We start from the raw sequence: 21,257 nt of genomic DNA, 5'->3' as shown, positions 1-21,257 counted from the left end.
GGGAGCGGAACTCCTCGTGCAGGACGACCCGCGGCCGCTGGTAGTGTTCCCTCTCGCGCGCCATTAGCTCAATTGGCAGAGCAGCTGACTCTTAATCAGCGGGTTCGGGGTTCGAGTCCCTGATGGCGCACCCTTCCTGACCAGGCCGTCCACCCTCCCGGGTGGGCGGCCTTCGTCGTTCCTGCTGGTCGCCCGCAGCAACCGTCGCCGTCCGTTTCGCCGGAGTTCGCTCCGCGCCGACCTCGTGTTCACCCGCGCCGGGAAGGGTCCGGTCCGGGCGCCGTCGCCGTTCGGCAACGTCGCCCGTCGACCAGCTCGCCACGGAAGGGAACCACGATGGACACGTCCGTGCCCACGCACAGGACTTCGAGACGGACCGAGAGACGGACCGCCGCCAGCGTGCGGCGCCGCGGCGCGGTCGCCGGGGTGCTCGGGACCGCGCTCGTCGCCGGCCTGCTCGCGCCCGGCGCCGCCGCTGCGACGGACCCGGTCACCGGCGCCGCCCGGACCGCTGCCGGCAGCACCGCCGGGACCGCCGCGGAGACGCGGCCGGTGCTGAGCCCGACGGCCGGCACCTTCCTCGACGGCACCGTCCGTGTCGCGGCCGACCCGGTGCGTGCGGGCGACCCCGTCACCGCGCTCGCGGTGGACGGCACGGCGCTCGACGCCGCGGCGACCCCCGCGACGGCGCGCCTGCTGTTCGACGTCGGCAGCAACTCGATCGAGAGGCGCTACGGCAGCTACGTGCTGGTCAACGGCGAGCGCCTCGAGCTCGACCGCGACATGGTGTCCGAGCGCGTCGCCCTCGACGTGCCGGCGCAGTGGCTCGCGCAGGGCGAGAACACGGTGCGGTTCGTCGTCGGCGCGGTCACGACGTCCTGCGGGTCGAACTACGACGACTACGACCTCACGGACGTGTCGCTCGAGCTCCTGGGAGAGGCCGCCGACGGGTCGGCCAACAGCTTCTCCTACGCGTTCGGCGACGGGTCGTGCGGGACCAACACCTCGCGGGTGCTCTCGGCGGACCTCACGTTCGACCTCGTGCAGGACCCGGCGGCCACCACGGGCCTCGCCGCGGACCTCGACACGACGACGCTGGACAACGGCGCCCACACGCTCACCGCGACGACCGCCTCCGGCGCGTCCGCGTCGAGCGCGGTCACCGTGAACAACGGCGCTCCGGGCGCCCCCGTCGTCGTCCCCGCCGACGGCGCGCTGCTGCACGGGCCGCAGAGCCTCCTCGCGACGCCGCCGGCCGGTGGCGACGCGCCCGTGGGCATCGAGCTGGACGGCGACCCGCTGACCACCGTCGCGACGCTCGGCGCCGGCTCGTCCCGGTTCGTCTTCACCGTGGGCTCCAACTCGATCGAGGCCCGCTACACCAACCACCTGCTCGTCAACGGACAGCGCATCGACCTGGTCGACCGCGACTACGTGAGCGAGACGGTGCGGATCGACGTCCCGAACGCGTTCCTCCTGCCCGGGCGCAACACCGTCCGCTTCGTGACCGGCACCTACCCGACGTCGTGCGGGGACAACCGCGACGACTTCGCGATCTCCGGCATCGGTCTCGACGTGACCGACGGCAAGGCGACGGGCGTGGGCATCGCGCCGTCCTACTCGTTGGGCGACGGCGACTGCGGCACGAGCACGACGAAGCCGCGCGAGGTCGACCTCGTCTTCGACGTCGTGCGGGACGCCGACGCGCCCGCGACCGGCCTGCGCGCCGACGTCGACACGACGACGCTCGCCGACGGCCAGCACACGATCACGTCGGCGACGGCCGCCGGCGCGGTCGCGCGCCGGACCGTCACGACCGACAACACCGGTCCCGCGGTCGTCTCGAGCACGCCCGCCGCGGGTGCCGCGCTCGCCACGGCGACGAGCCTCGCCGTCGAGCTCGAGGACGCCTCGGGCGTCCTGTCCGGCCCCGACGTCACGCTCGACGGCGAGCCGCTCCCGCTCGGCGCGCCCGTCGGCCCCGGCCTCGCCCCGGGCGAGCACACGCTCGTCGTCGCGGCGACGGACGTGCTCGGCAACGCGAGCACCCACGAGATCGCGTTCACGAGCCTCGGCGTGCCCGACGTCCCGACCGACCTGGCCCCGGCGCACGGCACCCGCGACGTGACCGGGAGCGTCGACCTGTCGGCGCGCGTGACGGCTCCCGGCGGCGGCGACGTCACCGCGACGTTCTCCCGCGCCGACGTCACCGCCCCCGCGCTCGTCGCGCAGGGCGAGTCGGCCGAGATCCCGACCACGCTGCCCGTCGCGGGCGAGCAGCCTGCCGCCGCGGACGCGCTCGCACCCGGCGACGACCTGACGCTCGACTCCCCGCAGAGCCGCGACGTCACCTACCAGCGCTTCGAGCTGCCCGCCGACGGCGACACGGCCGGGCAGGTCGCCCGCTGGGAGGGCGTCGTCGACCCGCAGCGCCTCGCGACGCTGCACGTGTGGGACGGGGAGCGGTGGGAGCCGCTCGCGTCCGCGCGCGGTGCCGCCGAGGGCACGACAGCCCTGAGCGCCGTGCTCCGCGGCGGCGCCGCCGTCGACGGGACGGTGCACGTGCTCGTGACGGGCACGGACCCGTTCGCCGACGACATCGCGGCGGGCGGATCGCGCGACGAGACCGACTTCGCGCCGCGCGAGGACTACGACTTCTCGCTCGTGCACTTCACCGACACGCAGTACCTGTCCGAGGGCGCGGTCGAGCAGGAGACGGCCGAGGAGCGTGCCGTGTGGGCGAAGGCCTACACGGACCTCACGCAGTGGGTCGTGGACAACGCCGAGGAGCGGGGCATCGCGTACGTCGGCCACACGGGCGACGTGAACGAGAACTACACGCGCCTCCCGGCCGACGACGCGATGGCGGCCCAGGTCCGCGGCGAGTACGAGTTCTCGTCGTCCGCGCAGAAGATCCTCGACGACGCGAACATCCCCAACGGCGTCCTCGCCGGCAACCACGACAACCTCACGGGCCAGGACAACGGGCCCGGGGCGCTGTTCAACGAGTTCTACGGGCCCGAGCGGTACGAGGCCCTGTCCGCGGGCTGGGAGGACGCCTCCTACGGCGGGCCGTGGCGTGACGGCGACAACCAGAACCACTACGACCTGTTCAGCGCGGGCGGGCTCGACTTCGTCGCGGTGTACCTGTCGTACGGCGTGACGGACGAGGAGGCGGCCTGGGCGGACGGCGTGCTCAAGCAGTTCCCCGACCGCAACGCCGTCGTCCTCACGCACGACTACCTCGTGCCCAGCACGAACCCCGACGGGCGCGACTCCGAGATCTCGACGCCCGACGGCCGCCTCGTGCACGCCAAGGTCGTCGAGCCCAACCCGAACGTGTTCCTCGTCCTCGCGGGACACCGTCACGGCGTCGGCATCAACGTGCGCCAGGACGTCGGCACGCCGGGCAGCGGCGTCGTCGAGCTGCTCGCGGACTACCAGTTCTACGAGGTCACCGCCGAGGAGGCGGGGCTCACCGAGATCGGCGGGTACGCGCCCGACCAGGGCCTGCGCCTCGGCGCGAGCTTCCTGCGCCTGCTGCAGTTCGACGTCGACCGCTCGGAGATGATCGTCGACACGTACTCGCCGTGGCTCGCGAACTTCGGGGCCACCGAGTACGACGACGAGCTGCGCTACGACGGCCGCGAGGACGACTTCACGGTCCCCGTGGACCTCACCTCGCGCGTGACGAGCCTCGTGACGGACTCCGTGTCGCTCTACGCCCCGGCGCAGGAGATCGGCCGCGTGACCGTGCCGTCGGGCGAGGTCGCCACGGTCACGTGGGACGGGCTCGAGCCCGGCGCCCTCCACGCGTGGACCGTCACGGCGACGAGCGCGGGCGGCGGCACCTCCGTCTCGCCGGTGAGCACGTTCACGACGGCGCCCGGCGAGGACGGGCTCGTCGTCGCGACGACGGCGCGCAGCCAGTGCATGGCGGGCACGGCGTACGTCGCGGTCCGGGCCCTGAACGCCGACACCGTGCCGGTCGACGTCACGCTGAGCACGCCGTACGGCGAGCGCACCGTGACGGGCGTGCAGCCGGGCGCGTCGGCGTACCAGGCGTTCGCGGTCCGCTCGGCGCAGGTCGCGGCGGGCAGCGCGCACGTGGCCGCGACCGGCGACGGCCGCACGTTCGCGGGCGACGTCGCGTTCGACGCGCTGGCGTGCGGCTGACCCGTGCGCCGCGCGGGTGACCGGGGCGACCCGGTGACGCGCCGTGCCGAGAGGTGAGACGTGGCCCCCGAGCGCTCGCGCTCGGGGGCCACGTCTCCGTCCTCGGCGCGGGAGCCGTCCTGGTCAGACGGCGGCCCACCCGCCGTCGCTGTGCAGGACGGCGCCGGAGACGTTCGCCGAGTCGTCCGACAGCAGCCACGTGATCGCCGCGGCGAGCTCGTCGGCGCTCGCGGCGGGCGGGACGGTCGTCGCCATGATCGGCCCGAGCCGCTCGCCGGCGTACGGCGAGCGGAACGGCGCCTCGATGCTCGTCGCGACGGCGCCCGGCGCGACGACGTTCGCCCGCACGCCCTGCGGGGTGTAGAAGAACGCCGTGCTCTTCGTGAAGCCGACGATCGCGTGCTTCGACGTCGCGTACGCGGTGCCCGAGGCCGACGCGCGCGAGCCCGCCTCGGACCCGACGTTGACGATCGACCCCTTGCCGGCGTCGAGCATGAGGGGCAGCACCGCGCGCGTGAGCCGCATGACGGCCGTGACGTTGACGGCCAGGACGAGGTCCCAGGTCGAGTCGTCGACCTCAGCGGTCGGCAGGAAGCCGTCCATGATGCCCGCGACGTTGGCGAGCGCGTCCACGCGGCCGTCCGCCGCCGCGACCACCGCGTCCACGGTGGTCTGCGCGCTCACGTCGCCCGCGACCGTCACGAGGGCGTCGGTCCCGACGTCCGCGACGAGCTTGTCCAGCCGGTCCTCCCGGACGTCCGTCGCGACGACGCGCGCGCCCTCCGCGAGCAGCCGCTCGACGGTCGCGCGCCCGATCCCGGCGCCCGCGCCGGTGACGATCGCGGTGCGGCCCTCGAACCTTCCTGGTACGTGGTTGCTGACCATGACGGCTCCTTCCGTCCGCGCCGGCACTGCCGTCGTCCGGCGTCCTGGTCCCATCCCACCGTCCGGCTCCCGGCGCGCGCGAGAGCCGATCGTCCCGGGTCCGGTGCCGGTGGTCCTCCGTCCCGCAGCCTCCGCGGGCGGTGTCCCGACCCCGCGCGCCGGGGTAGGGTCGGCGTCGTGACGCACCCGTCCGTGACCCCCTGGTGGCCGGCCGCCTGACGGCCGGTGACCTCATCCGGCCGTGCCCCGACGACGTGGGCGGCCTCGGCGGACCCCGGTGCACGCGTCGTCGGCCCAGCGGCCTGTACCTCCCGAGTACCCCACGAGTACCCCCGAGCTGGAGCCCAGAATGACGACACAGCAGTCTCCCGTCCCCGTCCGGTCCCTCGAGCCGACCGGAGCGGAGGTGCCCTCGACCGTCCCGACGCACTGGTACAACCTCGCCGCGGACCTGCCCGAGCCCGTGCCGCCGCACCTGCACCCCGGCACGCGCGAGCCGCTCACGCCCGACGACCTCGCGCCGCTGTTCCCGCTCGCGCTCGTCCAGCAGGAGGTGACGACGGAGCGCTACGTCGAGATCCCGCAGACGGTCCGCGAGATCTACGCCCTGTGGCGGCCGTCGCCGCTCGTGCGCGCGCGGCGCCTCGAGCGGGCCCTGGGCACCCCGGCCCGGATCTACTACAAGTACGAGGGCGTGAGCCCGGTCGGCTCGCACAAGCCGAACACCGCCGTCGCTCAGGCGTACTACAACGCGCTCGAGGGCACGACGAAGCTCACGACCGAGACCGGCGCGGGCCAGTGGGGCGCGTCGCTGTCGTTCGCGGGCGCGCTGCTCGGGCTCGACGTCGAGGTGTGGCAGGTGCGCGCGTCGTTCGACTCGAAGCCGTACCGCCGGGCGCAGATGGAGGTCTACGGCGGGATCTGCCACCCGTCGCCGTCGGACCTCACCGAGGCGGGCCGCGCGATGCTCGCCGCCGACCCGGGCACGACGGGGTCGCTCGGCATGGCGATCAGCGAGGCCGTGGAGACGGCGGCGAAGGACCCCGCGGCGCACTACGCGCTGGGCAGCGTGCTCAACCACGTCATGCTGCACCAGAGCGTCATCGGCCAGGAGGCCCTCGTCCAGCTCGACGAGGCGGGCGAGGGGGCGCCCGACGTCGTGTTCGGGTGCGCGGGCGGCGGGTCGAACCTCGCGGGCCTGACGTTCCCGTTCCTGGGCCGCAACCTGCGCGAGGGCACGACGACGCGGCTCGTCGCGTGCGAGCCGGCCGCGTGCCCGTCGCTGACCCAGGGGGAGTACCGCTACGACTTCGGCGACGTCGCGGGCCTCACGCCGCTGCTCAAGATGCACACGCTCGGCAAGGACTTCGTCCCGCCGGCGATCCACGCGGGCGGCCTGCGGTACCACGGCATGTCGCCGATGGTGTCGCACGCGGTGAACCTCGGGCTCATGGACGCGGTCGCCGTCGAGCAGGACGAGGCGTTCGTCGCGGGCACGCTGTTCGCGCGCAGCGAGGGCATCATCCCGGCGCCCGAGTCGACGCACGCCGTGGCGGCCGCGATCGCGCACGCGCGCGCCGCGACCGAGCCCGAGGTGATCGTGCTCGGGCTGTCGGGCAACGGCGTCCTCGACCTGCCGGCGTACGCGGCGTACGTCTGACGGACCTCGGGCGCCCCGCGCGGTAGGTCCTCGCGCGGGGCGCCCGTACCCTGGTGCGATGCCCGAGCCGACCCCCGACACCCTCGACGACCGCCCGCGCTACCGCACGCAGCCGGTGTCGTTCGTGCGACGCAGCGGGCGCCTCGCGCCCCGCCAGCAGCGGGCGTGGGACGCCCACCGGGACCGCTACGTCGTCGACGTGCCGCGCGACGTCGCGCGGACGTCGGTCGACCCGGAGTTCGTGCTGGACGTCGCGGGCACGTTCGGGCGCGACGCGCGCCTCGTCGTCGAGATCGGCTCGGGCCAGGGCGAGGCCGTGGTGGCCGCGGCAGAGCGCGAGCCGGGCACCGACTTCCTCGCCGTCGAGGTGTACGCCCCGGGCCTCGCGCAGACCGTGCTGCGCGCGTCCCAGCACGACCTCACGAACGTGCGCCTGGTCCAGGCGAACGCAGCCGAGCTCCTGGCCACGACGCTGCCCGCGGGGAGCGTCGACGAGCTGTGGATCTTCTTCCCCGACCCGTGGCACAAGTCCCGCCACCACAAGCGGCGACTCGTGGCGCCGTCGTTCGCGGCCCTCGCCGAGCGGGTGCTGCGGGCTCCGGGCGACGGCGCCCGGCCGGGCGGCACGCTGCGGCTCGCCACGGACTGGGCCGAGTACGCGGAGCAGATGCTCGACGTGCTCGACGCCGCGCCCGGGCTGCGCAACGTCCACGGCCCGCGCGGCGTGGCGCCGCGCTTCGAGGGCCGCGTCCTCACCGGGTTCGAGCGCAAGGGCGAGAACGCCGGCCGCGTCATCACCGACCTGGAGTACGTGCGCGTCTGACGTGTCGCGACCGGCCGTGCCGGGTTCTTGCGGACAGAAGTGATCTACGGCACATTGTGCCGGGGGAGAACGTCGCCCCGGGCACGCAGCGTCGCGTGCGGTCGCGTCGACAGGTGGCCGTCTGCGGGGTGCGGGCTCTCTGTCAGTCCACGGAATGAGCCAACGGAGGCGTCATGACCGACGTGACGGCCGCCCCCGGACCGGGGTCCGCCGACGAGACCGACTACCAGCGCGTGCAACGCTCGCCCGAGTTCCAGGACCTGCGCAGACGCTTCCGGAACTTCGTGTTCCCGATGACCGCGCTGTTCCTCGTGTGGTACTTCGTCTACGTGCTGCTGGCGAACTACGCGCACGACTTCATGAGCATCCGGGTGTGGGGGAACGTCACGGTCGGGCTGCTCTTCGGCCTCGGCCAGTTCGTGTCCACGTTCGCGATCACCATGATCTACGCGCGCTGGGCCAACAAGCGCTTCGACACCGCGGCCGACGCGCTGCGCCGGGAGATCGAGGAGGACGAGCTGTGAGCGCGCACCTCCTGGCCGCGGAGGCCACCGACGTCGGGAACCCGGTCGTCAACGTCGCGATCTTCGGCGTCTTCGTCGCCGTGACGCTCGTCATCGTGCTGCGCGCGTCGCGGCAGAACAAGTCCGCCGCCGACTACTACGCGGGCGGGCGCTCGTTCACGGGCCCGCAGAACGGCACCGCCATCGCGGGCGACTACCTCTCCGCCGCGAGCTTCCTCGGGATCTGCGGCGCCATCGCGATCAACGGCTACGACGGCTTCCTCTACTCGATCGGGTTCCTCGTGGCGTGGCTCGTCGCGCTCCTGCTCGTGGCCGAGCTGCTGCGCAACACGGGCAAGTTCACGATGGCCGACGTGCTGTCGTTCCGGCTCAAGCAGCGCCCCGTGCGGATGGCGGCGGCGCTCGCGACCCTGGCCGTCGTGTTCTTCTACCTGCTCGCCCAGATGGCGGGCGCCGGCGGGCTCGTGGCCCTGCTGCTCGGCGTCTCCTCGACGGCGGGGCAGAGCGTGGTCGTCGCGGTCGTGGGCGCGCTCATGATCCTCTACGTGCTGGTCGGCGGCATGAAGGGCACCACGTGGGTGCAGATCATCAAGGCGGTGCTGCTCATCGCGGGCGCCGCGGTCATGACGGTGTGGGTGCTCGCCACGTTCGGCTTCAACCTGTCCGACCTGCTCCAGGGCGCGATCGACAGGGCGGGCGTCGGCGGCGAGGCGCTCATCGAGCCCGGCAAGCAGTACGGCGCGACCGGCACGACCAAGCTCGACTTCCTCTCCCTCGCCCTCGCCCTCGTGCTCGGCACCGCCGGGCTGCCGCACGTGCTCATGCGCTTCTACACCGTGCCCTCGGCCAAGGAGGCCCGCCGCTCGGTCGTGTGGGCGATCTGGCTCATCGGCATCTTCTACCTGTTCACGCTCGTGCTCGGGTACGGCGCCGGGGCGCTCGTGGGACCGGAGACGATCAGCGCGGCACCAGGCGGCGTGAACTCGGCGGCGCCGCTGCTCGCGTTCGCTCTCGGCGGGGAGATCCTGCTCGGCTTCATCTCCGCGGTCGCGTTCGCGACGATCCTCGCCGTCGTGGCGGGCCTGACGATCACCGCGGCGGCGAGCTTCGCCCACGACATCTACGCCAACGTCATCAAGCGGGGCGAGGTGAAGCCCGACGGCGAGGTCAAGGTCGCGCGCATCACGGTCGTCGTCATCGGGATCCTCGCGATCCTCGGCGGCATCTTCGCCCAGGGCCAGAACGTGGCGTTCCTCGTGGCGCTCGCGTTCGCCGTCGCGGCGAGCGCGAACCTGCCGACGATCCTCTACTCGCTGTTCTGGAAGCGGTTCAACACGTCCGGGGCGCTGTGGAGCATGTACGGCGGGCTGATCTCGTGCATCGTGCTCATCGCGTTCTCGCCCGTCGTGTCCGGCAAGGTCGACCCGGTGACGGGCGCGAGCCTGTCGATGATCAAGAACACGGACATCGACTTCGCGATCTTCCCGCTGAGCAACCCGGGCATCATCTCCATCCCGCTCGCGTTCCTGCTCGGGGTCCTCGGGACGCTGCTCAGCAAGGAGAAGCCGCACCCGGAGAAGTTCGCCGAGATGGAGGTCCGGTCGCTCACGGGCGCGGGCGCCGAGAAGGCGGTCGTGCACTAAGCGCGCGACACCTGTCGCGGGCGCCGCGAGGAGGCCCCGGTCCGGGCGACGGACCGGGGCCTCCTGCGCGTCCCCGTCCCGGGAATCCCGTGGCCCGGGCGGTCGGCCGTGACGTACCGTCCCGCCATGCCCTCCCCGTCCCTGCCCGACGCCGTCGCCCCCGAGGCCGGCCCGGCACCCGTCCTCGTGGTCACCGGGGCGATGGCCTCGGGCAAGTCGACGGTCGCCGACGCGCTCGCCCGGACGTTCCCCCTGGCCGCGCACGTGCGCGGCGACATGTTCCGCCGGTTCGTCGTGAGCGGGCAGGCGTCCATGGCGCCGCCCCTGTCGGCCGCGGCCCGTGCCCAGCTCGACCTGCGGCAGGAGCTCGCGGCGCAGGCCGCGGACACCTACGCCGCGGCGGGCGTGGTCGCGGTCGTCCAGGACATCCTGCTCGGGCCCGACCTGGAGCGGTTCACGGCGCGCGTGCGCACCCGGCCGTGCTACGCCGTCGTGCTCATCCCGGACGCCGCGACCCTCGCCGCGCGCGACGCCGCGCGGCACAAGCGGGCGTACGGGGACTGGACGCCGGACGAGTTCGCCGCGGCGGCCCGGTCGACGCCGGGCGGACTGCACCTCGACACCACGGGACGGTCCGTCGCCGAGACGGTGCGGCAGGTCCTCGACCGGCTCGACGAGGCGCGCGTCGCCTGACCCGCCGCCGAGCCCGCCGACCTCCCGCTGGGCGACGAGCGCGACGCCGCGTGAGGATGGGCCCATGACGAGCGACCCGCAGCAGGAGACCGCGCCCGACGAGACCTACGACGTGATCGTGATCGGCGGCGGGCCCGTCGGGGAGAACGCCGCCGACCGCGCCGGGCGCACGGGCCTGAGCGTCGCGCTCGTCGAGGCCGAGCTGGTGGGGGGCGAGTGCTCCTACTGGGCGTGCATCCCCTCCAAGACGCTCCTGCGGCCGGGCGCGGCGCGCGCCGAGGCGCGCGGCGTCCCGGGGGTGGGCGTGGACGACGCGCTCGACGTCCCCGCGATCCTCGCGCGGCGCGACGCGATGGTCGCGGACTGGGACGACGGCGGCCAGGTCTCCTGGGTCGAGGGCGCGGGGATCGCGCTCGTGCGCGGGCTGGGACGGATCGTCGGCCCGCGTCTCGTGGAGGTCGTCGCCGAGGAGCCCGACGCCGACCCGGACGACCTCCCGCGGACGCGGCGGCTCGCGGCCCGGCACGCCGTGATCGTCGCGACGGGGAGCGTCCCCGTGCTCCCCGACGTGCCCGGCCTGGCCGACGCCAACCCCTGGACGAGCCGCGAGGCGACGGCGGTCGAGGACGTCCCCGAGTCGCTCGCGATCGTGGGCGGCGGAGTGGTCGCGACGGAGATGGCCGTCGCGTTCGCCGACCTCGGCACGCGCGTCACGGTCCTCTCGCGCGGGGGGCTGCTCGGCCGGACCGAGCCCTGGGCGGGCGTGGCGGTCGCGGCGTCGCTGCGTGAGCTGGGCGTGGACGTGCGCCTCGGGGTCGCCACCGAGTCGGTCGAGGCGCTGCCCGACGGCGGGGCGCGCCTCACGCTCTCGGCCGTCGGGTCGCGGTGGGGCGGGGACGACGCCGGCGAGGCGCCGGACGTGTCGCCCGTGACGGCGGAGCGCGTGCTCGTCGCCACCGGTCGTGCCCCCCGGACGCAGGACCTCGGCGTCGACAGCGTCGGGCTCACCCCGGGGCGCGCGCTCGACGTCGACGACACGATGCTCGTGCAGGGGTTGCCGCAGGACGCTGCCGAGGGTGCCGAGGGCGGCTGGCTGTACGCCGCGGGTGACGTCACCGGCCGGGTCGCGACGACCCACCAGGGCAAGTACCAGGGCCGGGTCGTGGGCGACGTCGTCGCCGCGCGGTTCGGCGACCCGGACACCGACGGGGCCCCCACGGCGGGGGAGCGGGCACCCGCCGTCGGCGCGGCGCCCGCGCCGTGGTCGCGGTTCGCGGCGACCGCCGACGGCGTCGCGTCCCCGCAGGTCGTCTTCACACGCCCCGAGGTCGCGGCCGTCGGGCACACCGAGGCGTCCGCCCGGGAGGCCGGGATCGACGTGCGGGTCGTGCGGTACGACCTCGCGAGCGTCTCCGGCGCCGCCGTGCGCGCCGAGGACTACGCCGGCAGCGCCCAGCTCGTCGTCGACGCCGCGCGCGAGGTCGTCGTCGGCGCCACGTTCGTCGGCCCCGACGCGGCAGAGATGCTGCACGCCGCGACGATCGCCGTCGTGGGCGAGGTCCCGCTGCGGCGGCTGTGGCACGCGGTGCCGTCGTACCCGACGGTGAGCGAGGTCTGGCTGCGCTTCCTGGAGGAGTACGGGCTGTAGCGTGCGACGTCGCGGCGGCGAGGGCACGCCGCCGAGACCGGGCACGTCACAGGGCCGGGCGCCCGCGCGGCGGTCCCGTCCCCTAGGCTCGGGGCGTGACGACCGAGACCTCAGCCCCGCGCGTCGCCCTCGCGACGTGCTCCGTCCTGCCGCACCTGGACCCTGACGACGCGCCGCTCGTGCGCGCGCTCGACGCCCGTGGCGTCGCCGCGCAGCCCGCCGTCTGGGACGACCCGGACGTCGACTGGGCAGCGTTCGACGCCGTCGTCGTGCGCTCGACGTGGGACTACTCGGCCCGGCGCGACGAGTTCGTCGCGTGGGCGGCGCGCGTCCCGCGCATCCTCAACGCGGAGGCCGTGCTCCGCTGGAACACCGACAAGGGCTACCTGCGCGAGCTGGAGGGCGCGGGTATCCCCGTGATCCCGACGCTGTGGCTCGACCCCGCGCGCAACCTGTCCTCGCGCGCGATCCACACGCGCCTGCCCGCCCAGGGCGACTTCGTCATCAAGCCGGTCGTCAGCGCCGGGGCCAAGGACACGGGCCGCTACCAGGCGGGCGAGGCGCACTCGCGGGGGCTCGCGATCCAGCACGCGAAGAACCTGCTGGTCTCGGGGCGCGAGGTCATGGTGCAGCCGTACGTGACGAGCGTCGACACCGCGGGCGAGACGGGCCTCGTCTTCGTCGACGGCGAGTTCTCCCACGCCGTGCGCAAGAACGCGCTCCTCACCGGCCCGCACCGCCCGACCCGCGGCCTGTACCAGCAGGAGGAGATGAGCCCGTTCACCGCGACCGAGGAGCAGCTCGACGTCGCGCGCCGGGCGCTCGCGGTGGCGGCGGACGCGGTCGGCGGCGGGGACGTGACGAGCTTCCTCTACGCCCGCGTCGACGTCGTGACGGGCAACGACGGCGGCGTCGTCGTCATCGAGCTCGAGCTCACCGAGCCGTCGCTGTTCCTCGCCCTCGCCCCGGGGTCGCTCGACCGGTTCGCCGACGCGATCGCCGCGCGCGTCGCGCACTGACGTCACCTCCTGACGTCGCGCACCGACGTCGGGAACCGGCTGCCGGCCGGCTCGTGACCGTGGCCCGTCCCGGGGACCGGGACGGGCCACGATCCTGCAGGGCCGGCGGTCAGGCCAGGCCGTTCTCCGACAGCCAGTCCGCCGCGATGTCCTCGGGCGAACGCTGGTCGACCCGGGACTCGACGTTCAGGGCGATCAGGCCCTCCGGGGTGAGGGCCGCGCTGACCGGGTTGATGACGTCCGCGATCTCGTCGGCGAGGTCCGCGTTGACGAGCGGCACCACGTTGGACGCGAGGAAGAGCCCCTCGGGGTCCTCGAGCGTCACGAGGTTCTCGGTCTGGATGCTCGGGTCGGCGCTGAACACGTTGGCGATGTTCACGGTGCCGGCCACGAGGTCCTGCACGGTGGTGTCGCCCGTGGCGACGAAGGAGACGTCGACGCCGTACACGTCCTTGAGACCCTGCGGGCCGTAGGGGCGCTGCTCGAGCTCCGCCGGGCCGCCGAGCGTGAGCGGCACGTCGAGCCCGGCGAGGTCCGCGAGGCTCGTGAGGTCGTGCTCCGTGGCGAAGGCCTCGGTGACGTTGTACGAGTCCTGGTCGGTCGCGCTCGACTGGTCGAGGACCGTGAGCCCGTCGGGCAGCGCGTCCTGGAGCGCGGCGTAGACGTCCTCGGGGGACGTCGCGGTGGTCTCCGGGTCGAAGAACTGCAGCAGGTTGCCCGTGTACTCCGGGAAGAGCTGGATCTCGCCGTCCTCGAGCGCGGGCATGTAGGCGTCGCGCTGGCCGATCGAGAAGTTCCGCTCGACCGTGAAGCCCTGGGCCTCGAGCGCCTGGGCGTAGATCTCGGCGATGATCTCGTTCGAGTCGTAGGCCTGGGAGCCGATGACGATCGTGTCGGACGAGGCGCTGCCGTCGGACGCCCCGGTGTCGGCGTCGAGCGGGTCGGACCCGCCGCCGCAGGCGGTGAGCGTGAGGACGGCGGTCGCCGCTGCGGCGACGAGGGCGGCGGTGCGTCGGGTGCTGCGCATGTGTCTGCCTTTCTGAGGGCCGTCCCGGGGACCGGGAGGGTCGGGCGGAGTGCGGTGCGGGAGGTCGGGCCCGAGTATCAGGCGGTGGTCGGTGCGGGGACCCGGCGACGGCGCCGCCGGGCGGGTGCGTCGTCCGAGGAGCGGCCGACCGTCACGCCGCGCGGGACGACGACCCGTTGGAGGATCGCGAACAGCGCGTCGAGCACGACGGCCAGGACGACGACGAGGAGAGAGGCTCCGAGGATCTGGGAGAAGTCGCGGATCTGGATGCCCTGGACGATGTAGAAGCCGAGGCCCCAGTTGCCGATGTAGCCCGCGAGCGTGACGGTCGCGACCACCTGGAGGGTCGCGGAGCGGAGACCGCCGATGAGCAGCGGGAGCCCGAGCGGCACCTCGGCCTTGAAGAGCACCTGCCACCCGGTCATGCCGACGGACCGGGCGCCGTCGACGACGCGCCGCTCGACGGCTTCCACACCGGCGTAGGCGCCCGCGAGGATCGGCGGGATCGCGAGGAGGACGAACGCGGTGACGGACGCGGTGACCTTGTGCGTCACCCCGAAGACGAGGACGAGGAGCAGGACGAGCCCGAACGACGGGACGGCGCGGGCCGCACCCGAGAGCGCGACGGCGAACTCCCGGCCACGACCCGTGTGGCCGATGGCCCAGCCTGCCGGGATCGCGATCGCCGCGGCGATGAGCACCGAGACGAACGTGAACGCGAGGTGGGTCCAGATCGCCTCCGGGAGGGGGAGCGCGCCCGTGAGCCGGTCGGGGGAGAAGATCCAGGCGATCGCGTCGGAGAACAGGTTCATGCGCGCACCTTCCTGGACCAGGGCATGACCGCTCGCCCGGCGAGGACGAGCAGCAGGTCGACGAGCAGGGCGATGACGACGACCGCGACGACGCCCGAGAGGATCTCGGCGACGATCTGCCGCTGGTAGCCGTTGGTGAAGAGGTAGCCGAGGTTGTCGATCCCGATGAGGATGCCGACCGTCGCGAGCGAGATGGTCGACACGGCGGTGACGCGCAGCCCGGCGAGCACGACCGGTCCGGCGAGCGGGAGGTCGACCTGCCAGAAGCGCCGCCACGGCCCGTAGCCGACCGCGAGAGCGGCTTGCCGGACCGTCGGGTCGACCGAGGCGAGGGCGTCCGCGACGAACCGGGTCATGATGGCCACGGCGTAGATCGTCAGCGCGACGACCAGGTTCAGCTCGGACAGGAAGCTGATGCCGAGGAGCGGCGGGAGCAGCGCGAAGAGCGCGAGCGACGGGATCGTGTAGAGCAGGCCGACGAGCGTCAGGACGAGGCCCCGCGTGAGGCGGAACCGGAAGGCGAGCCAGCCCAGCGGGATCGAGACGAGGAACCCGAGCACGATCGGCACCACGCACTGGCTGAGGTGCTCGACCGTGAGACGGCCGATGAGGTCGAGATTGTCCAGGACCCAGGTCATGCGCCGCCCTCGGCGCGGTCGTCGACCAGGACGCCCTGGGTGCGTCCCGTGCCGTCCACGAGCACGGTCCCGTGCTCGGTGCGCTTGGTGTGCAGAGCCCGGGCGCCCCGCTCCGCCCCGATGAAGCTCGCGACGAACTCGCTCGCGGGGTTCTCCAGGATCTCGCTCGGGGACCCGATCTGGGCCACCTGCGCCCCCTTCTCGAGGATGACGACCTGGTCGCCGAGCAGGAACGCCTCGTCGATGTCGTGCGTGACGAAGACGACCGTCTTGTCCAGCTCGCGCTGCAGCCGGATGGTCTCCGTCTGGAGCTCGGCGCGCACGATCGGGTCGACGGCCCCGAACGGCTCGTCCATGAGCAGGATGTTCGGGTCCGCGGCGAGCGCGCGCGCCACGCCGACGCGCTGCTGCTGGCCCCCCGAGAGTTGGCTCGGGTAGCGGTCCGCGAGCGCGCGGTCGAGGCCCACGGTGTCGAGCAGCTCGAGCGCACGGTCGCGCGCCTGCCGGCGCGGGGTGCCCTCGAGGCGCAGCACCGTCGCCACGTTGTCGACGACCTTGTGGTGGGGGAGGAGCCCGCCGTTCTGCAGGACGTACCCGATGCTGCGGCGCAGCTTCACGGGGTCGCGGTCGAGGATGGACGCGCCGTCGATCTCGATCGTGCCCGACGTGGGCTCCACCATGCGGTTGATCATGCGCAGGAGCGTCGTCTTGCCGCTCCCGGACGACCCGACGAGCACCGTCGTGCGGTGGGGCGGGATCACCAGGTCGAAGTCCGCGACCGCCGCCGTGCCGTCCGGGTACGTCTTGGTGACCGATCGGAACTCGATCATGGGGCGCTGCCTCCCGACAGTCGGTGAACCGGCCTCCACCCAACCACGACCGTGGCCGGCCAGCCGAGCGCGATGCCACGCGTCCACCGACCGTACGTCGAACCACCGACACGTCGCACTCGCACCGGTACGTCGGCTTCGCGCCGTCGCGCACCACGCCGGTCCGGCGCGGGCCGCCCGGGGCGCCGCGGGATTCTCCCGTGACGTACACCACGTCGGGGCCTATCGTGGCGCTGTGCCGCCCCTCGACTCCCTGCTCGCCTTCTCCCTCGCCTCGCTCGTGCTCGTCGTGATCCCCGGGCCGAGCGTGCTGTTCGTCGTCGGCCGGTCGCTCACGCTCGGGCACCGGGGCGGGGTGCTGAGCGTCCTCGGCAACGAGCTCGGCGCGCTGACGCTCGTCGTCGCCGTGGCGCTCGGGGTCGGCACGGTCGTCGCGACGTCCGTGGCCGTCTTCACGGCCGTCAAGCTCGTCGGCGCGGCCTACCTCGTCTACCTCGGCGTCCAGGCGATCCGGCACCGGCGCGAGGGTGCCGTCGACGTCGACGTCGACGTCGACGTCGCGCCCGTGCGCGAGCCGTGGTGGCGCGTCGTGCGGCAGGGCTACGTCGTCGGCGTGACGAACCCGAAGACCATCGTGTTCTTCGTCGCCGTCCTGCCCCAGTTCACGGACTTCCACGCCGGTCGCGTGCCCGCCCAGATGATGGTGCTCGGACTGGTCTTCACGGTGATCGCGTTCGTCTGCGACAGCGCGTGGGCGCTCGCCGCCGGCGCGGCCCGGTCCTGGTTCGCCTCCTCCCCGCGGCGCCTGAGCGCGGTCCGCGCGACGGGCGGCGGCATGATGATCGGCCTGGGCGGCGTGCTCGCCGTCGCCTCGCACCGCACGACCTGAGCGGCGACGGCCCTCGACGGCCCTCGATGGCCGAGCATGACGCCCGTCACCACTTGACCAGGGTCAAGGACAACTGCGGCCGGTCTCCCTAGCGTCGTTCTCGTCGGCCCACGAGGGGCCGCGCGACGACGGGAGAACCACGATGAGCACGACGATGGACGTCACCACGATCCTGCGGGCGGACGGCTTCTCCTGCCCCTCGTGCGTGGCGAAGATCGAGAAGCAGGTCGGTCGGCTCGACGGCGTCCGGTCGGTGCGGGTCCGGTTCGCGTCCGCGCGGATCGAGGTCGTGCACGACCCCGCGGTCTCCGGCGTCGAGGACCTCGTGGCCGCGGTCGCGAGGGCGGGGTACGTCGCGCGCCCCGCGCTCGCATGAACGCCCCGGGCGGGTTCACGGCCCGCAGCGCCGGCCCGCGCCTCCGTGCCTGGGCGCGGGGTCGATGGGCGGTGCCGGCGGCAGCCGGGACGCTGGTCCTCGCGTCCTTTGCGGCCTCCGCGCTCGCCGGGCACGGGTGGTGGTCCGACGCCCTCATGGTGTCGGCCGCCGTCGTCGCGGGCGCGCCGGTCGCGGTCGCGGCCTGGCGCGCGCTCACGGCGCGGAGCATCGGCATCGACCTCCTGGTCGCGGTGGCGGCCGTCGGAGCGATCCTGGTCCGGAACTTCTGGGAGGCGGCGGCCGTCACGTTCCTGTTCGCCGTCGGGCACGCTCTGGAGTCGGCCACGCTCGACAGGACCCGCGCCGCGTTGGCCGAGCTGGTCGCCGTCCTGCCGGACGCCGCCGTCGTCCTGCGCGACGGGCGCCAGGTCGAGGTCACGGCGGCCGACGTCGCGGCGGGTGAGACCGTGCTGGTGAAGAACGGGGCCAAGGTCCCGGTGGACGGCACGATCCTCCGCGGCGTGGGGGCCGTGGACGAGTCCTCCGTCACGGGGGAGTCGATCCCGACCGAGAAGGTCGCCGGGGACGCGATGTTCGCGGGGACGATCGTCACGGCCGGGCTCCTCCAGGTGACCGCCACGGGCGTGGGGGAGGACACGACGCTCGCTCGGATCATCCACCGGGTCGAGGAGGCGCAGGACGCCCGAGCACGCGCCCAGGGGTTCATGGAGCGGTTCTCGGCCTGGTACACGCCGGCCGTCATCGTGCTCGCCGTGGCCGTCGGCGTGCTCACGCGCGACGTGCTGCTCGCCCTGACTCTGCTCGTCGTCGCGTGCCCGGGCGCGCTCGTCATCTCGATCCCCGTGTCCGTCGTCGCCGGCATCGGCCGCGCGGCGCGGGACGGGGTCCTCGTCAAGGGCGGGGAGTTCCTGGAGACGGTCGCCCGGGTCGACGCCGTCGCGCTCGACAAGACCGGCACGCTCACCGAGGGCCGGCCCCGCCTGACCGACGTGGTCGTGCTGGACCCGGCGGCCGACGAGGACGACGTCCTGCTGACCGCCGCGCGCGTGGAGGCAGGCTCGGAGCACCCGCTCGCCCGCGCGGTCGTCGACGCCGCCGCGGAGTCGGGGCACGTCGTCGTCGGTCTTCCCGAGCACACCGAGCCGGTCCCCGGCAGGGGCGTGCTGGCGGTGCTCGACGGCGTGCCGGTCGCCGTCGGCAACCTTGCGCTCCTGGCGGGGCGTGACGTCGTGGGCGCCGGGCGCGCCGCTGCCGTCATGGCGGAACGAGCAGCGGTCGGACGGACCCCGATGGTGGTCACCCGGGGCGACGCCGTGCTCGGCGTGGTCGCGGTCGCGGACCGGGTGCGACCCGACGCGGCGTCGATGGTGTCCCGGCTGCGCGCGGTCGGCGTGCGCCGGATCGTCGTGCTCACCGGCGACGTCGACCCGGTCGCGCAAGCCGTGGCCGCCGAGACCGGCGTCGACGAGGTGCGGTCGGGGCTGCTGCCCGAGGAGAAGCTCGCGGCCGTGCGGGACCTCCAGCGCGAGGGGTACACCGTCGCGATGGTCGGCGACGGCGTGAACGACGCCCCGGCCCTCGCCGCGGCGGACGTCGGGGTCGCGATGGGCGCTGCGGGGACGCGGGTCGCGATCGAGACGGCCGACGTCGCACTGCTGGGCGACGACCTGCTCAAGGTGCCGCACGCGGTCTCGCTCGCGCGCCGCACGGTGCGCACCATGCGGCAGAACATCGTGATCGCGCTCGTCACGGTCGCCGCGCTGCTCACCGGGATCCTCGTCGGTGGGGTCACCATGGCCGTCGGGATGCTCGTTCACGAGGCCTCGGTGCTCGTGGTCGTCGTCAACGCGATGCGGCTCGCCCGCCGGCCGCGGTCGGCCGCCGCCGTCCCGGGCGGTCAGGACCGCGCGGCGAGATCCATGAGGACGTCGGCATCGAGGACGACGATCTCCCCGCCTGCGCGCTGAGCGATGACGCCGGAGTCGTGGAGCCTGCGCAGCTGTCGGCTCAGCGACTCCGGCGTCGTGCCGAGCAGCGAGGCGACGTCCTTCTTCGCGAGCGGGAGCCGGACGACGGTCTCCGGCGCCGCCCCGGTCGTGGTACCCGACCGCGTGCCCCGGGCCGGCAGCGACAACAGGTACTCCGCGAGCCGGGCTCCCACCCCGCCGGAGACGACGGACGCCAGGCGCTGCTCGACGTCGTCCAGCCGGGCGCTGACCGCCTGGAGCATCCGGAAGGCGATGGAGGGGTGGCGCCGCACGAGCTCGCCCAGGTCCGCGTGCCGGAAGACGCACAGCCGGCCCGGTTCCAGTGCGGTGACGACGTGCTCCGAGCGCCGGCCGGTGAGGAAGCCGGCCTCACCGAGGAAGTCGCCCGGGCCCAGGACCCGCAGGACCTGCTCGCGCCCCTCCGCGTCCGAGCGTGCGACCTTGAAGCGGCCCGCGTGCACGACCAGGAGCAGTGACGTGGCGACGTGGGCGAAGGGGCGGTCGCCCGGGCGCACCGTCGTCGGTCGGGCGACCGCGGCGACGTCGAGCTGCTGCTCGGGCGTGAGCCCCTGGAAGACCGGGACGACCCGGACGCACAGGTCGCCACGGGTGCTCGGACCGGTGTTCTCGGCCACGACTCGCCTCCCTCGCGGGCCGGTGTCGTCATGGCGCTGCGCGGGGTGCGCGCCGGACGACGAAGGCCCGGGTCGGTCGGAGGAGCTCCTCCGACCGACCCGGGCCTCGTGTGACTGGGGTGAGTAACGGGACTTGAACCCGCGACCCCCTGGACCACAACCAGGTGCTCTACCAGCTGAGCTATACCCACCATGACCGGGCGTGAAGCACCGGCCGTCGAAAAGTGTACCCGGTCCGCGGGGTGCTCCCGGACCGCTTTTCGAGGTCAGGCGTCGGTGGGTCCTGTGACGGTGGCCACGGACGTCTCGACCTCGTCGTCCGCGGGTCGGGTCCGGCCGCGCGTGACGCTCGTCGCCACGACCTGCTCGGCGACCTTGCGCGCCGTCGCGGAGTCGGGGCCGGGCTGCGGGACGAACACGGCGGCGCGGTAGTAGCGCAGCTCGTCGATGCTCTCGAGGATGTCCGCGAGCGCGCGGTGCCCGCCGTGCTTCTCCGGCGACGAGAAGTACGCCCGCGGGTACCAGCGGCGCGAGAGCTCCTTGACGGAGGACACGTCGATGATGCGGTAGTGCAGGTGGCTCATGAGCGCGGGCATGTCGCGGTCCAGGAACCCCTTGTCGGTGCCGACGGAGTTGCCCGCCAGCGGCGCCTTGCCCGGCTCGGGGACCCACGTGCGGACGTAGTCGAGGACGCGCTGCTCGGCCTCGGCGAGCGTCAGGCCCTCGTCGAGCTCGTCGAGCAGCCCGGAGGTCGTGTGCATCTGGCGGACGAAGTCGCCCATCTGCTCGAGCGCCTCGGCCGGGGGCCGGACGAGGACGTCGACCCCGTCGCCGAGCACGTTGAGCTCGGAGTCGGTGACGACGGCGGCGACCTCGACGAGGGCGTCGGCGCCCAGGTCCAGCCCGGTCATCTCGCAGTCGATCCAGACGATGCGTTCGTTCGCGTTCACAGGACTCACGGGCCACAGCC

General features: G+C 73.7%; 18 protein-coding genes and 2 tRNA genes. 12 read left to right on the top strand and 8 right to left on the bottom strand.

Annotated features, from left to right (window positions below):
- The first annotated feature begins 57 nt into the window (after nucleotides 1-57).
- Together ACZ402_RS08090 and ACZ402_RS08085 are read left to right on the top strand one after the other, a co-directional pair.
- Nucleotides 58-130 (top strand) — tRNA-Lys (locus ACZ402_RS08090).
- Between the two features lie 269 nt (nucleotides 131-399).
- Nucleotides 400-4,176 carry a metallophosphoesterase family protein gene (locus tag ACZ402_RS08085; protein WP_375822877.1) on the top strand — a complete coding sequence of 1,259 codons (3,777 nt, stop codon included), beginning with the start codon at nucleotides 400-402 and terminating at the stop codon, nucleotides 4,174-4,176.
- A gap of 123 nt (nucleotides 4,177-4,299) precedes the next feature.
- Here the strand turns inward: ACZ402_RS08085 and ACZ402_RS08080 are convergent, their stop codons facing one another.
- Complete coding sequence (locus tag ACZ402_RS08080) at nucleotides 4,300-5,061, bottom strand: SDR family NAD(P)-dependent oxidoreductase (protein WP_375822876.1); 762 nt, start codon at nucleotides 5,059-5,061, stop codon at nucleotides 4,300-4,302.
- A gap of 349 nt (nucleotides 5,062-5,410) precedes the next feature.
- Here ACZ402_RS08080 and ACZ402_RS08075 point away from each other — a divergent pair, with 349 nt between their 5' ends.
- The 7 genes from ACZ402_RS08075 to ACZ402_RS08045 all read left to right on the top strand — a co-directional run bounded on the left by ACZ402_RS08075 (nucleotide 5,411) and on the right by ACZ402_RS08045 (nucleotide 13,071).
- Nucleotides 5,411-6,721: a TrpB-like pyridoxal phosphate-dependent enzyme gene (locus ACZ402_RS08075; protein ID WP_375822875.1), complete on the top strand. Its 1,311-nt coding sequence runs from the start codon at nucleotides 5,411-5,413 to the stop codon at nucleotides 6,719-6,721.
- Nucleotides 6,722-6,779: 58 nt separating this feature from the next.
- Nucleotides 6,780-7,544 carry a tRNA (guanosine(46)-N7)-methyltransferase TrmB gene (trmB, locus tag ACZ402_RS08070; protein WP_375822874.1) on the top strand — a complete coding sequence of 255 codons (765 nt, stop codon included), beginning with the start codon at nucleotides 6,780-6,782 and terminating at the stop codon, nucleotides 7,542-7,544.
- 173 nt (nucleotides 7,545-7,717) lie between these two features.
- Nucleotides 7,718-8,068: a DUF485 domain-containing protein gene (locus tag ACZ402_RS08065; RefSeq protein WP_375822873.1), complete on the top strand. Its 351-nt coding sequence runs from the start codon at nucleotides 7,718-7,720 to the stop codon at nucleotides 8,066-8,068.
- Nucleotides 8,065-9,711: a solute symporter family protein gene (locus ACZ402_RS08060; RefSeq protein ID WP_375822871.1), complete on the top strand. Its 1,647-nt coding sequence runs from the start codon at nucleotides 8,065-8,067 to the stop codon at nucleotides 9,709-9,711. Before ACZ402_RS08065 ends, ACZ402_RS08060 begins: the two co-directional genes overlap by 4 nt.
- 126 nt (nucleotides 9,712-9,837) lie before the next feature.
- The gene (locus tag ACZ402_RS08055) at nucleotides 9,838-10,404 is read left to right on the top strand and encodes an AAA family ATPase (RefSeq protein WP_375822870.1); all 567 of its coding nucleotides are present in this window, start codon (nucleotides 9,838-9,840) and stop codon (nucleotides 10,402-10,404) included.
- A 64-nt stretch (nucleotides 10,405-10,468) separates the two neighbouring features.
- Nucleotides 10,469-12,052: a dihydrolipoyl dehydrogenase family protein gene (locus ACZ402_RS08050; RefSeq protein ID WP_375822868.1), complete on the top strand. Its 1,584-nt coding sequence runs from the start codon at nucleotides 10,469-10,471 to the stop codon at nucleotides 12,050-12,052.
- Between the two features lie 95 nt (nucleotides 12,053-12,147).
- Nucleotides 12,148-13,071: an ATP-grasp domain-containing protein gene (locus ACZ402_RS08045; RefSeq protein WP_375822866.1), complete on the top strand. Its 924-nt coding sequence runs from the start codon at nucleotides 12,148-12,150 to the stop codon at nucleotides 13,069-13,071.
- 109 nt (nucleotides 13,072-13,180) lie between these two features.
- Here ACZ402_RS08045 and ACZ402_RS08040 read toward each other — a convergent pair whose 3' ends face one another.
- From ACZ402_RS08040 to ACZ402_RS08025, 4 genes are all read right to left on the bottom strand, one after another.
- A complete protein-coding gene (locus tag ACZ402_RS08040) occupies nucleotides 13,181-14,098 on the bottom strand; it encodes an ABC transporter substrate-binding protein (protein WP_375822865.1) in 918 nt (305 codons plus the stop codon).
- A 77-nt stretch (nucleotides 14,099-14,175) separates the two neighbouring features.
- Entirely contained in the window at nucleotides 14,176-14,910 is a 735-nt protein-coding gene (locus tag ACZ402_RS08035; protein ID WP_375822863.1) for an ABC transporter permease, read from the bottom strand.
- The gene (locus ACZ402_RS08030) at nucleotides 14,907-15,548 is read right to left on the bottom strand and encodes an ABC transporter permease (RefSeq protein WP_237842265.1); all 642 of its coding nucleotides are present in this window, start codon (nucleotides 15,546-15,548) and stop codon (nucleotides 14,907-14,909) included. The genes ACZ402_RS08035 and ACZ402_RS08030 overlap by 4 nt, the downstream gene beginning before the upstream one ends.
- Entirely contained in the window at nucleotides 15,545-16,378 is an 834-nt protein-coding gene (locus ACZ402_RS08025) for an ABC transporter ATP-binding protein (RefSeq protein ID WP_264032219.1), read from the bottom strand. The genes ACZ402_RS08030 and ACZ402_RS08025 overlap by 4 nt, the downstream gene beginning before the upstream one ends.
- Nucleotides 16,379-16,613: 235 nt before the next feature.
- Between ACZ402_RS08025 and ACZ402_RS08020 the strand changes: the two genes are divergently transcribed.
- The 3 genes from ACZ402_RS08020 to ACZ402_RS08010 all read left to right on the top strand — a co-directional run bounded on the left by ACZ402_RS08020 (nucleotide 16,614) and on the right by ACZ402_RS08010 (nucleotide 19,631).
- On the top strand, nucleotides 16,614-17,267 hold the full coding sequence (locus tag ACZ402_RS08020) for a LysE family translocator (protein ID WP_375822861.1): 654 nt from the start codon (nucleotides 16,614-16,616) through the stop codon (nucleotides 17,265-17,267).
- A 142-nt stretch (nucleotides 17,268-17,409) separates the two neighbouring features.
- The gene (locus tag ACZ402_RS08015) at nucleotides 17,410-17,643 is read left to right on the top strand and encodes a heavy-metal-associated domain-containing protein (protein ID WP_264032217.1); all 234 of its coding nucleotides are present in this window, start codon (nucleotides 17,410-17,412) and stop codon (nucleotides 17,641-17,643) included.
- Nucleotides 17,640-19,631 (top strand): heavy metal translocating P-type ATPase, encoded by a 1,992-nt coding sequence (locus ACZ402_RS08010; protein ID WP_375822860.1) that lies wholly within the window; start codon nucleotides 17,640-17,642, stop codon nucleotides 19,629-19,631. The genes ACZ402_RS08015 and ACZ402_RS08010 overlap by 4 nt, the downstream gene beginning before the upstream one ends.
- Here the strand turns inward: ACZ402_RS08010 and ACZ402_RS08005 are convergent.
- The 3 genes from ACZ402_RS08005 to orn all read right to left on the bottom strand — a co-directional run bounded on the left by ACZ402_RS08005 (nucleotide 19,562) and on the right by orn (nucleotide 21,198).
- Complete coding sequence (locus ACZ402_RS08005; protein ID WP_375822858.1) at nucleotides 19,562-20,287, bottom strand: Crp/Fnr family transcriptional regulator; 726 nt, start codon at nucleotides 20,285-20,287, stop codon at nucleotides 19,562-19,564. The two genes, ACZ402_RS08010 and ACZ402_RS08005, sit on opposite strands and share 70 nt — an antisense overlap.
- A 115-nt stretch (nucleotides 20,288-20,402) precedes the next feature.
- Nucleotides 20,403-20,478 (bottom strand) — tRNA-His (locus ACZ402_RS08000).
- A gap of 75 nt (nucleotides 20,479-20,553) precedes the next feature.
- Nucleotides 20,554-21,198 (bottom strand): oligoribonuclease, encoded by a 645-nt coding sequence (orn, locus tag ACZ402_RS07995; RefSeq protein ID WP_375823162.1) that lies wholly within the window; start codon nucleotides 21,196-21,198, stop codon nucleotides 20,554-20,556.
- Nucleotides 21,199-21,257 lie beyond the last annotated feature (59 nt).

It is taken from the genome of Cellulosimicrobium sp. NPDC030954, from assembly GCF_055571305.1.
The sequence above is the reverse complement of the archived record's forward strand: the minus strand, read 5'-3'. Positions and strand labels throughout refer to the sequence as shown.